This is a genomic window from Streptomyces sp. NPDC030862 (genome assembly GCF_055571835.1).
Window position 1 is genome coordinate 89,071 of the sequence record NZ_JBVIEN010000001.1, and the last position, 15,092, is coordinate 104,162.

Annotated in this window: 15 protein-coding genes; 5 read left to right on the plus strand and 10 right to left on the minus strand. The window is 72.3% G+C overall.

Annotation, left to right across the window (positions count from 1 at the left end; all coding sequences use genetic code 11):
- Nucleotides 1–70 precede the first annotated feature (70 nt).
- Entirely contained in the window at nt 71–1,309 is a 1,239-nt protein-coding gene (locus ACZ42X_RS00475) for an MFS transporter (protein WP_468282438.1), read from the plus strand.
- Between the two features lie 77 nt (nt 1,310–1,386).
- Nucleotides 1,387–2,484, plus strand: a complete 1,098-nt coding sequence (locus tag ACZ42X_RS00480; protein ID WP_468282441.1) for a DUF4185 domain-containing protein — start codon at nt 1,387–1,389, stop codon at nt 2,482–2,484.
- On the opposite strand, the gene ACZ42X_RS00485 is transcribed toward ACZ42X_RS00480, so the two are convergent.
- The 4 genes from ACZ42X_RS00485 to ACZ42X_RS00500 all read right to left on the minus strand — a co-directional run bounded on the left by ACZ42X_RS00485 (nt 2,417) and on the right by ACZ42X_RS00500 (nt 7,973).
- Nucleotides 2,417–4,828, minus strand: coding sequence for a beta-xylosidase/alpha-l-arabinosidase (locus tag ACZ42X_RS00485; RefSeq protein WP_468284069.1), 2,412 nt, complete (start codon nt 4,826–4,828; stop codon nt 2,417–2,419). The genes ACZ42X_RS00480 and ACZ42X_RS00485 overlap by 68 nt on opposite strands.
- A gap of 113 nt (nt 4,829–4,941) precedes the next feature.
- On the minus strand, nt 4,942–5,760 hold the full coding sequence (locus ACZ42X_RS00490) for a carbohydrate ABC transporter permease (protein ID WP_468282444.1): 819 nt from the start codon (nt 5,758–5,760) through the stop codon (nt 4,942–4,944).
- Nucleotides 5,760–6,653, minus strand: a complete 894-nt coding sequence (locus ACZ42X_RS00495) for a carbohydrate ABC transporter permease (protein WP_468282447.1) — start codon at nt 6,651–6,653, stop codon at nt 5,760–5,762. The genes ACZ42X_RS00490 and ACZ42X_RS00495 overlap by 1 nt, the downstream gene beginning before the upstream one ends.
- 12 nt (nt 6,654–6,665) lie before the next feature.
- On the minus strand, nt 6,666–7,973 hold the full coding sequence (locus ACZ42X_RS00500) for an ABC transporter substrate-binding protein (protein ID WP_468282451.1): 1,308 nt from the start codon (nt 7,971–7,973) through the stop codon (nt 6,666–6,668).
- Nucleotides 7,974–8,113: 140 nt separating this feature from the next.
- Here ACZ42X_RS00500 and ACZ42X_RS00505 point away from each other — a divergent pair, with 140 nt between their 5' ends.
- Both ACZ42X_RS00505 and ACZ42X_RS00510 read left to right on the plus strand, forming a co-directional pair.
- Complete coding sequence (locus ACZ42X_RS00505; protein ID WP_468282454.1) at nt 8,114–9,148, plus strand: LacI family DNA-binding transcriptional regulator; 1,035 nt, start codon at nt 8,114–8,116, stop codon at nt 9,146–9,148.
- Between the two features lie 251 nt (nt 9,149–9,399).
- Nucleotides 9,400–10,812 (plus strand): glycoside hydrolase family 10 protein, encoded by a 1,413-nt coding sequence (locus ACZ42X_RS00510; RefSeq protein WP_468282457.1) that lies wholly within the window; start codon nt 9,400–9,402, stop codon nt 10,810–10,812.
- A gap of 31 nt (nt 10,813–10,843) precedes the next feature.
- Here ACZ42X_RS00510 and ACZ42X_RS00515 read toward each other — a convergent pair whose 3' ends face one another.
- Nucleotides 10,844–11,461 carry a flavodoxin family protein gene (locus ACZ42X_RS00515; protein WP_468282460.1) on the minus strand — a complete coding sequence of 206 codons (618 nt, stop codon included), beginning with the start codon at nt 11,459–11,461 and terminating at the stop codon, nt 10,844–10,846.
- Nucleotides 11,462–11,478: 17 nt separating this feature from the next.
- A complete protein-coding gene (locus ACZ42X_RS00520) occupies nt 11,479–11,889 on the minus strand; it encodes a hypothetical protein (protein ID WP_468282463.1) in 411 nt (136 codons plus the stop codon).
- Nucleotides 11,890–12,059: 170 nt separating this feature from the next.
- Between ACZ42X_RS00520 and ACZ42X_RS00525 the strand changes: the two genes are divergently transcribed.
- Nucleotides 12,060–13,055 carry a zinc-binding alcohol dehydrogenase family protein gene (locus ACZ42X_RS00525; protein ID WP_468282466.1) on the plus strand — a complete coding sequence of 332 codons (996 nt, stop codon included), beginning with the start codon at nt 12,060–12,062 and terminating at the stop codon, nt 13,053–13,055.
- Here the strand turns inward: ACZ42X_RS00525 and ACZ42X_RS00530 are convergent.
- The 4 genes from ACZ42X_RS00530 to ACZ42X_RS00545 form a co-directional block, all read right to left on the minus strand.
- The gene (locus ACZ42X_RS00530) at nt 13,045–13,779 is read right to left on the minus strand and encodes a hypothetical protein (RefSeq protein WP_468282468.1); all 735 of its coding nucleotides are present in this window, start codon (nt 13,777–13,779) and stop codon (nt 13,045–13,047) included. The genes ACZ42X_RS00525 and ACZ42X_RS00530 overlap by 11 nt on opposite strands.
- Before the next feature lie 135 nt (nt 13,780–13,914).
- Nucleotides 13,915–14,130, minus strand: coding sequence for a hypothetical protein (locus ACZ42X_RS00535; protein ID WP_468282471.1), 216 nt, complete (start codon nt 14,128–14,130; stop codon nt 13,915–13,917).
- Nucleotides 14,131–14,159: 29 nt separating this feature from the next.
- The gene (locus tag ACZ42X_RS00540) at nt 14,160–14,654 is read right to left on the minus strand and encodes a metallophosphoesterase family protein (RefSeq protein ID WP_468284071.1); all 495 of its coding nucleotides are present in this window, start codon (nt 14,652–14,654) and stop codon (nt 14,160–14,162) included.
- A 14-nt stretch (nt 14,655–14,668) separates the two neighbouring features.
- Nucleotides 14,669–14,896, minus strand: a complete 228-nt coding sequence (locus tag ACZ42X_RS00545; RefSeq protein WP_468282474.1) for an acyl-CoA carboxylase subunit epsilon — start codon at nt 14,894–14,896, stop codon at nt 14,669–14,671.
- Nucleotides 14,897–15,092 lie beyond the last annotated feature (196 nt).

Consider the following 15,092-nt stretch of genomic DNA (forward strand, 5'->3'; position numbering starts at 1 on the left):
CGAGACGGGCGTCCTCACCCGCCTTGTGGCGTTCCCTGACCGTCCGGTTCACGTGCCTAGGGTGACCGGTATGACCGGTACGTCCTCTCGGACCGCGCGCAGCTCCCCCCGCAACCGGCGACGACGCCTCGGCTACCCGGCGGCCGCCGCCGTCTTCGCCATCGGCATGGCGGGGACGACCCTGCCCACACCCCTGTACGGGCTGTACCGCAGGGAACTGGGCTTCTCCGAGCTGATGGTGACGGTCGTCTTCGCCGTCTACGCGGTGGGCGTGATCGCCACCCTCCTGCTCGCCGGCAACCACTCCGACCGGGCCGGGCGCCGCCCCGTCCTGCTGTACGCCCTGGGGCTCGCCGCGGCGAGCGCCGTGTGCTTCCTGCTCGAAGGCGGGCTACCGCTGCTCTTCGCCGGCAGGCTGCTGTCCGGTTTCTCGGCCGGGCTGCTGAGCGGTGTCGGCACGGTGACCGTCATGGAGCTGGCCGCGGCGGGGCGGAAGTCCCGCGCCGGATTCGCCGCGACGGCCGCGAACATGGGCGGCCTCGGCTGCGGCCCCCTGCTGGCCGGGCTGCTGGCCGAGTACGCCCCGCTGCCGCTCCGGCTGCCGTTCGTCGCCCACCTGGTGCTGGTGGCGGTCGCCTGCGTCCTCGTGCTGCTGCTGCCGGAGACGGTGGCCGATCCGCGCCGCCGGACCCCCCTCAGACCGCAGGGCCTGTACGTACCGCCCGAGACGCGCGGGGTGTTCGTGCCGTCGGCGCTCGCCGCGTTCGCGGGCTTCTCGCTCCTCGGTCTGTTCACGGCGGTCGCGCCGAGCTTCGTGGCGCAGACCCTGGGCGTGACCAATCTGGCCGTCGCGGGTCTGGTGGTGTTCACCGTGTTCCTCTCCTCGACCGTGGGGCAGTCGCTGACGGGTCGGCTGACCCTGGCCACCGCCGCGCCGCTCGGCTGTTTGGTGCTGGTGGTGGGGCTGCTCCTCGTCGGCGCGTCCCTGTGGGTGAAGGCCATGCCGCTGCTGGTGGCGGGCGCGGTCTGCGGCGGGTTCGGGCAGGGCCTCGCGTTCCGGGCGGCGGTGACCGCGGTCGGGAACGCCGCGCCCGCCGCGCGGCGGGCCGGCACGATCTCGTCGTTCTTCGTCGTGGCGTACGCCGGGATCTCGCTGCCCGTGGTGGGCGTGGGCGCGCTGACGATGTGGCGCGGGCTCGAGCAGGCCGGACTGATCTTCACCGCGTGCGTGACGGTGCTGGTCGCCGTCGTCGGACTGCACCTGGCGCGGCACCCGGCCGGGCCCCGCCGCGTGGACTCCGCGCGGTGAGGCGGCGTCGTGAAGCGGCCGCGGCACAGCGTCGTACGGCGCGACGACGGCGTACCGCGTGGGGTGTCTCCCTCGCCGTGTGTCTCGCGCTGATGCCGGTGGCCGCCTGGGCGTCGGTACGGACCGCCCGCCCGGCCGACCGGGCGCGGGACCACGAGGCGCCGTCGGCCCCGGCGCCGGCTTCGGCGCCGCGGGCTGAGGTCGTGGCCCTGGTGGCGGGCCAGGGGGACGGGGACGTCAACCGGACCCGCGACCGGTTCGCCGTGCACGCCACCGACCTGGGCGTGCTGTGGCGGGACAGCCTCGGCCGGGTGGCGGTCGCCTTCGGCGACACCTACGGAGAGGGCTGGGGAGGCAAGGGCGCCGGGCCGGCCACCGCCGACTGGCGCTTCAACACGCTGGCGCACTCCACCGACAGCCGACTGGACGACGGCATGCTCATCGACTCCATGGTGACCGACCGGCCCGGCCACGCGGCCCCGTTCCTGCCCGGTGACCCCGCCGTCGGCGAGGTCACCGTGATCCCCACGGCCGGTGTCAGCGCGCTGGGCCGGGACTACGTGCACTACATGTCCGTACGGTCCTGGGGGCCGCCCGGCAGGTGGGTGACGCACCACGCGGGCATGGCCTGGTCCGACGACGGCGGCCGGACCTGGACCAGGCCCTCCACGGCACGGTGGGACAACGCGGGCGGCACCAGCGCCTTCCAGATGGGGGCGCTGGTCCCGTGGGGCGAGCACGTCTACCTCTTCGGCACGCCCAACGGCCGGTTCGGGGACGCCCGTCTGGCCCGGACCACGGCGGCGGGCCTGCTGGAGCCGGCGGCGTACGAGTACTGGACCGCCACCGGCTGGCGGGTGGGCGCGCAGGCCGACGCCGTACCGGTCATGCGGGGTCCCGTGGGTGAGCTGTCGGTGCAGTACAACACCCATCTGGGCCAGTGGCTGGCGCTCCACCTGGACGAGTCCCGTGCCGCGATCGTGGCGCGTACCGCCCCGCACCCGACGGGCCCCTGGAGCGAGGGGCGGGTGGTCGTCGACGGCCGGGACCACCCGGGCCTCTACGGCGGGTTCCTCCACCCGGCGACCACCGGGGCGGAGGTGTACTTCACGATGTCCCGCTGGGACCCCTACCACGTGCTGCTGATGCGCCTGCCCGTGGACGGGCTCGCCTGACGGGACCGATGTGCGCGTGGAACCGCCGCGTGTGGTCCACGTACCGGGCGGCCCCGGTGAGGCGGACCCTCGCCACCAGGCGGGGGTCGGAGCTGGAGGCGGCCAGGCGCAGCTCCAGCTCGCCCGGCTCGACGACGCGCCGTCCGTCGCGGCCGGTGAAGGAGGCCAGGTCGGCCGGGACCGTCACCTCCAGCCGGCGCGACTCCCCCGGCCGCAGCGGTACGCGCGCGTACCCGATGAGGCGCTGCACCGGCTGGACGACCGACGCGACCGGGTCGTGCAGATACAGCTGGACGACCTCGGTGCCCTCGCGCTCACCCGCGTTGCGGACCGTGAAGGCGAGCGCGAACTCACCGTCCGTCTCCGTCTCCTCGTGCACGACCGTGAGGCCGCTCCAGGAGAAGGCGGTGTACGACAGGCCGTGGCCGAAGGCGAAGGCGGCGGTCGGGTCGATGCTGGACACCTCGGTGGCCTGGGCCAGGCGGGCGGCGAGGTAGGTGGAGGGCTGGGCGCCGGGCGTGCGGGGGACGCTGACGGGCAGTCGGCCCGACGGGTTGGTCCGGCCGCTGAGCACTCCCGCCACCGCTGTCGCACCGGCCACGCCGGGGAAGAAGGACTGCACGATCGCGGCCGATTCCGCCACGGCGCGGCCCAGCGCGTACGGCCGCCCGGCCAGCAGCGTGGTGATGACCGGCGTCCCGGTGTCGAGGAGGGCGTCGAGGAGCACCTGCTGTACGCCGGGCAGGGCGAGCGAGTCGGCGTCGCAGCCCTCGCCGCTGGTGCCACGGCCGAAGAGCCCGGCGCGGTCGCCGAGCGCCGCGACGACGACGTCGGCGTCCCGGGCGAGGCGTACCGCCTCCGCGATGCCGGAGGTGTCGTCGCCGTCGACGTCCGCACCGCGGGCGGTGACGATCCGTGCGGCGGGGAACTCGCGCTCCAGCGCCTCGCGCAGGGTGGGCAGCTCGATACCGGCCGGGGTGCCGGGGTGCTGCGTACCGACGTGGACGGGGAAGGAGTAGCAGCCGAGGACGGCCGTCGGCTCGTCGGCGTTGGGGCCCACGAGGGCGATGGTGCGCGGCCGGGACGGGGACGGGGTCAGCGGCAGGGTGCCGTCGTTGGCGAGGAGGACGATCGCCTGGTCGGCGATCCGCGCCGCCAGCTCCCGGTTGGCGGGCGAGTCGAGGTCGACCGTGCCGCGCAGTGCGGCCGGGTCGTCGAGGTCGGCGCCCTCCAGCGCGGGTGGGACGGGGCTCCAGTCGGCGTCGAGCAGGCCGAGTTGCGCCTTCTGGGTGAGCACCCGGCGCAGGGCCCGGTCGACCAGCTCCTCGGGCACCCGTCCGGTGGCGACTGCGTCGCGGAGGGGTGCGCCGAAGGTCTTCACGGTGGGCAGTTCGACGTCGACACCGGCGCGCAGGGCGGTGGCCGCCGCGTCGGCCCAGCTGCCGGCGACCCCGTGGAGGGTCTTGAGGAAGGCGATGCCGAAGTAGTCGGCGACGACGGTGCCGTCGAAGCCCCAGGTGTCGCGCAGCAGCCCGGTGAGCAGCGCTTCGTCGGCCGCGGAGGGGACGCCGTCGGTGTCGGTGTAGGCGTGCATGACCGAGCGCGCCCCGCTCTCCCGTACGGCCATCTCGAACGGTGGGAGTACGACGTCGGCGCGCTCGCGCGGGCCCATGGCGACGGGCGCGAGGTTGCGTCCGGCGCGTGAGGCGGAGTAGCCGGCGAAGTGCTTGAGGGTGGCGACGATCCCGGCGGACTCCAGGCCCTGGACGTACGCGGTGGCGAGGGTGCCGACGAGGTACGGGTCCTCGCCGATGGTCTCCTCGACGCGGCCCCAGCGGGCGTCCCGTACGACGTCGAGGACGGGGGCGAGGCCCTGGTGGACGCCGACGGAGCGCATGTCGGCGCCGATGGCGGCCGCCATGCGGCGGATCAGGCCGGGGTCGAAGGTGGCTCCCCAGGACAGGGGGACGGGGTAGGCGGTGGCCTGCCAGGCGGCGAATCCGGCGAGGCACTCCTCGTGGGCGAGGGCGGGGATGCCGAAGCGGTTCGCGGAGGCGATGCGCTGCTGGGTGCGCATCAGGGAGAGGGCGCCGAGGGCGGGGTCGACGGGGGCGGTCCCGAAGGGGCGGGTGAGCTGTCCGAGACCGGCGGGCAGGAGGGTGTCGAGGTCGGCGGGCTCCTCCATGTCGTGCTGGTGGGGGGCGACTTCGCCGCCCTGGTCCGAGGCCCCGACCCATACCCCGAAGAGCTGGGCGGTCTTCTCCTCAAGGGTCATCGCGGAGATGAGGGCGGAGACGCGGGTGTCGATGTCCTGGGCGGGGCCGGACGGGGCAGGGCCGGACAGGGCAGGGCCGGACGGGGCAGGGCCGGACGGGGCAGAGGCGTTCGGAACGGGGGCGTCCGGAACGGGGGCCGCGGACGGCAGCTGGGCTTCGGCCGTGTCGGCCGGGTTGGTGGTCACTTTCCTCCCACACCCATCAGGCCCTGCACCAGGGCGCGACGGGCGAACAGGTAGACGAGCAGGACGGGCAGCATGGACAGGACCACGGCGGCCAGCAGTCCGGGGATGTCGACGCCGTGCTCGGTCTGGAAGTCGTACAGACCGAGTGTGATCAGCTTGGTGGAGTCGGACTGGGTCAGGACGAGCGGGAACAGGAAGCCGTTCCACGCCTGGAGGGCGGAGAACACCACGATCGTGGACAGGCCGCCCTTGGAGAGGGGCAGCACGAGCCGGAAGAACATCCGGCGCGGCGAGGCACCGTCCACGGCCATGGCCTCGTACAGCTCGGGCGGGATGTCCCGCATGGCGCCGCTGAGGACGAGCGCGGAGACCGGCAGGCAGAACGCCGCGGTGGGCAGGACGACGCCGACGAGGTTGTCGTACAGACCGGCCTGGCTGATGAGGTAGAACATCGGGACGATCACGGCCTGTGCCGGGATGGCCAGGCCGAGCAGGAAGAGCCGGAAGGCGCCGGAGGTGATCCGGCCACCGCCGCGCACGATCGCGTACGCCAGCGGCGGCACGAGCAGCAGCACCAGGCCGACCACGGCGGCGGTGACGAGGAGCGTGTTGAGGAAGTACTGCCCGAAGCCGCCGGTGAGGGCGCCGCGGTAGTTGTCGAGGGTGAGGGTCTCGGGAAGGGCCAGTGGGCCGTTGCGGGCGTAGTCGGATCGGGAGCGGACCGTGGCCGTGAGCATCACGTACAGCGGGAGGCCGACGAGGAACAGCCAGAGCAGGGAGCCCGCGCCCGCGAGGTAATGGGGTCGTGGCTTCATCAGAGGCCCTCCGTGGAGCTGCGCATCCTGTCGTAGCCGGAAGCCCGCACCACGACCAGCGAGACGGCGGTCGCCGCGGCGACGAGGACCAGGGCGACGGCCGATCCGGCGCCGAAGTCGAAGCCCTTGAACGCCTTTTGGTACATGTAGTAGGCGCTGATGGTGGTGTCGGTGCCGGGACCGCCCTGGGTCAGGATGAGGACGGTCTCGAAGGTGGTGAGGCCGCCGACGACCATGAGGACCACCGAGGTGATCATCGCGTTGCGCAGCTGGGGCAGGGTGATGTGGAAGAACCGGCGGTAGCGCCCGGCGCCGTCGATGAGCGCGGCCTGGTAGAGGACGGGCGGGATGGCCCGGGCGGCGCCCTGGTAGATCAGGGTGTGGAACGGCGTGAACTGCCAGGTGGAGACGAACGCCAGGACGCCGATGGCGGTGGCCTGCCCTCCGAAGAGGTTGCCGTCGCCGAAGAGCCAGGTGGCGCGCGAGGGCACCCCGAAGTTCGGGTCGAGCACCGCGCGCCACAGCACCGAGACGGCGGTGGTGGAGAGCAGCAGCGGGACGAAGTAGACGGCCGACAGCACCGCGCGGTTGCGCTGGTGTCCCGCGGCCCAGACGCCGAGCAGGATGCTCAGCGGGGTCTGGACCGCCATGCCGAGCGCGGTGAGCAGGAGGCTGAGCCAGATGCTCTCGATCATGACGGGGTCGTCGAAGACCCTGGTCCAGTTCGCCGTGCCGGCGAACTCGGGCGGTCCGAGGCCGTTCCAGGTCGTGAAGGACAGGACGGCGACCATGAGGAGGGGGACGAGCGCGAAGAGGGCGAAGAACACGGTGGCGGGGAGCGCCCAGCCGAAGCCGGGGCGGCCCGTCCGGGTCGCCTGGGGCCGTGGGGTCATGTCGGTTCGGGGTCAGACCGTCGGGAGGGCCTGCATGGCCTTGATGAAGCCGTCCGCGTCGATCCGGCCGTTGAGGAAGCTCTGCACGGCCTGGTGGATGGGCGTGATGGCGGCCGGCGGGTAGGCCTGGTCCCAGGACAGCTGGAACGAGGGCGCCTTCTTGACCAGGTCGAACTGGTAGCGGGAGTACGCCGGGTTGGCGGCGGTGCCGAGGAACTTCTCGGTGTTGGTGGTGGTGGGCAGGTTTCCGACGGCGAGCTGTTCCTTGACGAAGGTGTCGGAGTGCATCAGCTTCAGGAACTCCGCTATGGCCTCGGGGTGCTTGGTCTTCTTCAGCACCGAGTAGAAGTTGTTGGTGTTGCCGACGAGGTTGGCCTGGTCGCCCTTGCCGCCCGGGACGGCGGGGAAGGCGGTGTAGCCGAGGTGCTTCTCGGCGAACTCCTTGTCGGTGTCCTGGTGGGTCGCGTACGCCCACGAGCCCATCAGCTCGAAGCCCGCCTTGCCACTCGCCAGGAGGGCGGGGGAACCGCCGTCGGTGAACTTCACCGAGTCGGCGTTGGAGCCGAAGGCGCCGGCGTCGACGAGCTCCTGGAGCGTGCGCAGGGCCTTCCTGCTGTCGGCGCTCTCCCAGACGCTCTTGTCGCCCTCCAGCGCCTTCTGGAACAGCTCGGGGCCCGCGATGCGGTCGTAGAGGTACTCGAACCACATGAGGGTCGGCCACTTGTCGCCGCCGCCGAGCGCGATCGGCGTGACGCCCCGCGCCTTCAGGGTCTTCACCGCGGCGAGCAGCTCGTCCCAGGTGCGGGGCGGCTGGATGCCTGCGTCGGCCAGCACCTGCTTGTTGTGGAACAGCAGGACCGGCTGTGTACCGCGCATGGGGATGCCGTACGGCGTGCCGTCGATGACGGCGGTGTTGAAGACGGACGGCAGGAACCGGGACAGCAGGCGCGGGTCGTTCTCGGTGAACTCGTCCAGGGGCAGCAGCAGGTCGGCCTTGACGTACGGTGCGATGCTGCCGCCGCCCCAGTGGAAGAAGACGTCCGGGGCCTGCGGAGTGCTGATGACGGTCTGCAGCTTCTGCTGGTAGTCGGCGCCCGGGATGGTGTCCAGGACGGCCTTGACCTTCGACGTCTTGTTGAACTCGTCGACCAGCCGCTTCTCGACCTTGTTGGTGGCGTCTCCGTAGACCAGGACGTGGAACTCGCCCTCGCCGGACGACGCCTCGCCGGCGCCGCCCCCGCAGGCCGCGAGGCTCAGGGCCATGGCCAGGGTCACGCCGGCCGCGAGCATACGGGGGGAGTGTCGCGCACGTGTCTTCATCGCCTGGCCTCTCGAAAGTTTCTGGCATATGAGCGAAAGTCGCTGCGAGTCCTGGACAGTAGGGCAGCCTCCCGCGGCCGTCAACGGGGGCGACGGCAGGGCCGAACCACCGGCCGGCGGAGGTGCCCTATCCTTCGGGCATGCGTGATGACGACGGTGCGGACGGCCGGGTCACCCTGGCGGAGGTGGCCGAGCAGGCCAGTGTCTCTCTCTCGACGGTTTCGAAAGTCCTCAACGGCCGCTCGGACGTCTCCCTCCCAACCCGCACCAAGGTCGAGCGGCTCCTGGTCACCCACGGCTACCGGCGGCGCGCGCAGGGCACACCCCACGCGCCGCTGATCGAGCTGGTCTTCCACGAGCTGGAGAGCATCTGGGCGATGGAGCTCATCCGCGGGGTCGAGAACGTCGCGAAACAGCACAACGCCGGAGTCGTCCTCACCGAGAGCGGCACCCGTCACTCCCCCGGGCCCGACTGGGTCGAGGGAGTCCTGCGGCGCCGCCCGCTCGGCGTCGTGCTCGTCTTCTCGACCTTGCCCGACGCCGTCAAGAAGCAGCTCAGGTCCCGTGCGATCCCGTTCGTCATCATCGATCCGGCCGGTGATCCCGAGCCGGACGTGCCCTCCGTCGGCTCCGCCAACTGGTCGGGCGGCATGGCCGCGACCCGGCACCTCATCGACCAGGGGCACGAGCGCATCGCCATCATCACAGGGCCCGAGGACATGATGTGCTCGCTGGCGCGGCTCGACGGCTTCCGCTCCGCCATGACGGTGGCCGGCCTGGCGGTCGACCCGCGCCACGTGCGGTTCGGCGACTTCCACGTCCAAGGCGGCTTCTCGCACGCCATGGAGTTGCTCGACGGGCCGGACCGGCCCACCGCGATCTTCGCCGGCAGCGATCTCCAGGCGCTGGGGGTGCTGGAGGCGGCACGCATGAAGGGCCTGAGCGTCCCGGGGGACCTGTCGGTCGTCGGGTACGACGACGTCCCGCTCGCCCAGTGGTCGAGCCCGGCCCTGACGACGGTCCATCAGCCGCTGCGGCAGATGGCCGAGGAGGCGGCGCAGATGCTGCTGCGTCCGCGCGACCCCGGGAAGGCCGCGCTGCGGATGGAGCTGGCCACCAAGCTGGTGGTGCGCAAGAGCACCGCGCCGCCGACGCCCGGAGGGGCCTCGGCCTGAGGCGAGGCACTCTCGTCCCGGCGGTTGACCGTCCGGAGCGGCGGCCGTATGGTCTGGCCAACCTTCGGAAGAAGTTCCGAAAGTTTCGAAGCCGGAATGCCGCTTCGAAACAGGGAGTGCATGCCGACGCACGCGCCATTCGGCGGGGCGCCCTGCACGGCATGTCTGTCGACGAACGGCAGCCGCCCCATCAGCCGTCCGGACGGCCCTCCGGTCGTCCGGCACCGCCAGAAGAGGACCACGACATGGTCATGCGTACCTCCGTGAGCCCCGAACCCGCCTCGACACCCGTATCCGCACCCGTATCCGCATCCGCGCGCCCGGGCCGGCGCTTCCGGGCGCGCCGCTTACTCACCGCCGGTACGGCCTTCCTGCTCGCCGCGGCGGGCGTGACCGCCCTGTCCGGCACGGCCGAGGCCGCGAGCACCCTCGCGTCGGCGGCGTCCGCCAAGGGCCGCTACTTCGGGGCCGCCGTGTCGGCGCAGTACCTGGGAGAAACGCCGTACGTCTCCACGCTCAACACCGAGTTCAACTCGGTCACGCCCGAGAACGAGATGAAGTGGGACGCCCTGGAGGGCACCCGCAACTCGTTCACGTTCACCTCCGCCGACCGGATCGTCAACCACGCCCTGGGCAGGGGCATGACGGTCCGCGGCCACACCCTGGTGTGGCACTCGCAGCTGCCCGGCTGGGTCGGCGGTCTGGGCACCGCCGACCTGCGGTCGGCGATGAACAACCACATCACCCGCGTCATGCAGCACTACAAGGGCAAGGTCGTCGCCTGGGACGTGGTCAACGAGGCGTTCCAGGACGGCAGCAGCGGCGCCCGGCGGAGCTCGCCCTTCCAGGACAAGCTCGGCAACGGGTACATCGAGGAGGCGTTCCGCACGGCCCGTGCCGCCGACCCCGGCGCCAAGCTCTGCTACAACGACTACAACACCGACGGCGTCAACGCGAAGAGCAACGCGGTCTACGCCATGGTCAGGGACTTCAAGGCGCGTGGCGTACCGATCGACTGCGTGGGCTTCCAGTCGCACTTCAACAGTGCGTCGCCGGTGCCCGCCGATTACCAGGCGAACCTCCAGCGCTTCGCCGACCTCGGCGTCGACGTCCAGATCACGGAGCTCGACATCGAGGGTTCGGGCACCGCCCAGGCCACGAGCTACGGCAACGTCGTCAAGGCGTGCCTGGCCGTCTCGCGCTGCACCGGCATCACCGTCTGGGGCGTCACCGACAAGTACTCCTGGCGCAGCAGCGGCACGCCGCTGCTCTTCGACGGCAACTACGCCAAGAAGCCCGCGTACCACGCCGTGCTGGCCGCGCTCGGAGGCAGCGGCGGAGGCGGCGGAGGCGGAGGCGCCACCTGCTCCGTGTCGTACACCAGGACGGCGCAGTGGAACGGCGGCTTCAACGGCCAGGTGACCGTGACCGCGGGCGCCGCACCGATCACCGGCTGGACCACCACGGTCACGGTGACGCCGCCGCAGAAGGTCTCCGCCACCTGGAACGGCACCCCCAGTTGGGACAGTAGCGGCAACGTCATGACGATGAGGCCGAACGGCAACGGCAGCCTGGCGGCCGGAGCCTCGACCAGCTTCGGCTTCACCGTCATGACCAACGGCAACACCTCGGCCCCGGTCCTCGGCGGGTGTAGCGCTGCCTGACGCACCGCCACTCCGCCGCTCCAGCACGGGGCTACCGCTCCCCGGCCTCCTCCTCGTAGGGGAACCGGGCGAGCGGGGCCTCATGCTGGAAGAAGGTCTTGGCGCGTATCAGCGCCCGCTCGTCGTTCCGCACCTGTCCGGGCCGGGAACCGTTGCCGAACAGCACCCCGCCGAACCGCATCCCCATGTAGGCGGCCGAGTTGTGGAGGCTGGTCACGAGGCCGTCGGCGACGACCTCCTCCCGGTGCGCCATGACCGTCACTCCCCACAGGGTCCGGCCGGCCATCCGCTCCTTGAAGTCGGAGCCGGGCGCCACCAGCCAGCCCGACCAGTAGTCCAGGTACCTCTTGGTGTGCGCGGAGAGGGTGTACCAGTACAGGGGCGAGGCGATGACGATGTCGGTGGCCTCCAGCGTGGCCTGCCGCAGCATCTCCTCGGTCTCTCCGGTCGACCAGCCGGCGGACTCGTGCCGTCCGTCCTGGAAGTCGGGCAACGGCAGTTGGGACAGGTCCACCCAGCGCTGGGGAGTGCGGGCGGGCAGTTGCTCGGCGGCGGCTCTCGCGAGGATCTCGGTGTTGCCGTCCGGGCGGGAGCTGCCGAGGACGAAGAGGAACGAGCGGTCCGTATCGTGCGTCGTGTCGGTGGTCATGTCGTCTTACAACCGCGTCACTCCGCGGGTATTCCGCCGGCGGACCGGTGCGGCGGCTCCGTCCCCCACGGGACGACCACGACCTGTACGTCGTCTTCGTAGACGATCCGCCCCGGGGACGACGACTCCACGCGCTCGCACGCCACTCCGTGGGCCGCCAGGAGGTCCAGGTAACCGGCCACCCGGTCGATGAGGTGCACGGCCGTGGTCTTGAACCAGGCGACGGCACCGGGGTTCACGTCCTGGTCGTAGACGCCGGGGTCGGTGGCGGACGGGTCGGGGTAGGCGGCGTCGTACCAGTCGTTGCCCGCCCGCCAGAACCGGTACTCCTCCTCGGAGAGCCTGCCGTCCCTGGCGAGTCCGTTGGCCAGCGCGAACACACCCGGGAAGTGGCCCCGTTGGCTGCGGCTCGTTCCCTGGAACCTCACGTACAACGCGTTCCCGCCCTCTCCCACCGGTCCGCCCTCCGCCCGTCTCCGCCATCCGTCGCTGCCGCGATCTTGACAGCGTAGGTTGACGGCATGTGAGCCCGCAGCCTGATCCCCGTACGTGTGGACAAGGCAACAGCCGGGGAGCGGAAGGTTTCTGAGGAGGCGTTATGAGTACGACCGTCAACGCGACCATGAGGGCCGTCGTGCTGGACGGGCCCGGGCCGGTCGAGAACCTGCGGCTGTGCCGGCTGCCCGTCCCCGAGCCCGGCCCCGGGTGGGTGCGCATCAAGGTCGAGGCGTTCGGGCTCAACCGCTCCGAGCTGCACACCCGTCTCGGGCTGGCGGAGGGCGTCACCTTCCCGCGCGTACCGGGTATCGAGGCCACCGGCACCATCGATGCCGACCCGGACGGCGTGCTGGAGCCCGGGCAGCGGGTCGCCGCCATGATGGGCGGCATGGGCCGCACCTTCGACGGCGGCTACGCCGAATACACCGTGGTGCCGCGCTCCCAGGTGATCCCGTTCGCCTCGGACCTGCCCTGGGAGACCCTCGGCGCCGTCCCCGAGACCCTCCAGACCGCCTACGGCTCCCTCACCGTGGGCCTGGACCTGAAGCCCGGTCAGACGCTGCTGATCCGCGGCGGAACCTCGGCCCTGGGCCTGGCCGTGACGGCTCTGGCGAAGGACATGGGCGCCACCGTCCTGGCCACGACCCGCGATGCCGGGCGCACCGCGGCCCTCACCGCCCACGGTGTCGATCACGCCCTGGTGGACGACGGCACGGTCGCCGACCGGGTACGCGCGCTCGTCCCCGCCGGTGTGGACGCCGCCCTCGAACTGGTCGGCACCCCCACCCTGCCGGACACGCTGGCGGCCACCCGCGTCCACGGCACGGTGTGCTTCACCGGGATGCTGTCCAACCAGTGGACCGTGCGCGACTTCTATCCGATCGCCTATCTGCCCACAGGGGTGCGGCTGACCGCCTACTCCGGCGACGCCGTCGACCTGCCCGCCGCCGTCCTGCAGGGCTATCTCGACCGCATCGCCACCGGCGAGATCGGGCTCGGACCCGTTCACGTCTACTCCCTCGACGAGATAACCACCGCCCACCGGGACCTGGAGGAGGGCCGTAAGGTCGGAAAGCTGGTCGGCCTCACCGCGTGACGCGGTCGTCCGCCGCCACCAGCATCCGCCGCTGGAGCACCGCCACCTGGTGGGGGTGGCGCGTGTGCGCGTGCCGGAGGAGCAGGTCGCGGGCGGTCGCGCCGACGCGGCGCTTCTTGGGGTGGCGGGTGGTGAAGTGCTCGCTCGCGAAGAAGGTCACCGCCCCGTCCAGCCCCGCGGCGTCCGTACGCCGGACGGCCCAGGCGAGGTCGGCCGTCGACGCCTGCGTCAGCAGGGCGAGGGGTGCCAGGCGTGCGAGCACATGGGCGGCGTCGGCGGCGCGCGGGACCCCCAGCCAGCTGAACACGGCCTCCAGCGGCACGGTCCGTGCCGTCGCGGGGTCCGGTACCTCTCCCCCGGCCCAGGCCCGGGCGTAGCGGCGCAGTGGTTCGGGGGCGGCCGCGGCCCAGGTATCGCGGTGGCGCCTCGGGATGGCCCCGGCTGTCGTCGGCTGGAGCAGGTCTGTCAGGGGTTCGTCGATCGTGCGGATGCGCTGGCCCCCGGCGTCGTAGAAGGTCAGCCGGGGGTGGTCGTGGCACATGCAGGCGAACGTGTGCCGCCCGGGCCCGGCCGTCGTCACCGCCTCGGCGGCCTCGGCGGCGGCCACCACCTCCCCTACCTCCGCCGGATCGGTGATCTCGTACGACGCGGGATGGCCCGGCAGGGCGGGGACGGGCGCACGGTCCGACACGACCACGCGCACGGCACGGGACAGCGGCTTCATCGTGTGATCGTAAGACGGATCGTGCGGAGCACTGCATGACGCGGAAATGGTCAGCGCGACGGCGACCGTACTGATGGTCACGGGCTGCGGGGCCGCCGACGACGGCAAGAGCGCGCCCCGAGGGCCTGCGCCGCCCTACTCGCGGCCCGACGCGCGGTCCTTCTCCCGGTCCTTCTCGCGGCGTACCGACTCCTGGGCCGTGGGGCTCGGCGTCAGGGTGTCGGCCGCCTCGCCGTTCTTCCGCCTGCGGTCCCGCTTCTGCTTCTTCTCGTCGATGTCGAGTTCGGCCTCCTCGAACTCGTGCAGGACCTCTTCCGTCGCCGTCTCGGGCGTGTGCTTCCGGTCGTTCATGGTCTCCGTGTTCCTCGGCTCGCGCCGGACTAACCCAGGCGGTGCAGTTCGGCCTCGGTGAGGCGGCCGCCGGTCACCAGGGCCGTCATGTACGTGCGGTACGGCTGGCGGCGCCGGTCCGTCGGGGAGCCCGGGTTGAGCAGCCGCAGGCCGCCCGGGGCCGTGGTGTCCCACGGGATGTGGCTGTGTCCGAAGACGAGGACGTCGAGGCCGGGGAACCGCTCCTCGCAGCGCCGTTCGCGGCCCTGGGCCGGGCCGGTGTCGTGGACGACGGCGAAGCGCAGGCCGCCGAGGTCGGCGTGGGCCACCTCGGGAAGGCGGGCGCGCAGGTCGGGGCCGTCGTTGTTGCCGTACACGGCGATCAGGCGCCGGGCGCGGCTCTCGAGCAGGTCCAGTGTGGCGGCGTCCACCCAGTCCCCCGCGTGCAGCACCACATCGGCCCGGTCGACGGCGTCGAGCAGCTCGACGGGCAGCTGACGGGCGCGTCTGGGCACGTGGGTGTCGGAGGTGAGGAGCAGCCGCAGGGCGTCGCCGTCGCTCATCGCCGGTGGTGGTGGACGGCCGCGCCCAGCCGGGCGCGCCACGATCCGGGCGAGGGGTGGGCCCGCCAGCCGCGGTCCCACTCGGCCCTGCGCGGGGCGGCCGTGGGTCCGGCCGCCGTGTGCTCGGTGGCGTACCGGGAGGCGAGTGCGGTCAGCACGGCGGTGAGCGCCGCGAGCTCGGTGGCGGTCGGGCGGCCGTGGACGATGCGGAGGTGGTGCGGCATTCACTCATGCTGCGCCGACGCCCTCGGCCGGGGCATGCCGTGCTCGGCCGCACGGGTGAGACGTGGGCACGCCACGCCGTCGCTGTTGTTGCGCGCGCCGCGCACGCCACTCCTCCGTGCCGTGCTCCACGGCCGCCGCTGCGGCGGGGCCTGACATCGTGATGCGGCCCATGAGCGGCTCCCCGGGCGGGGAACG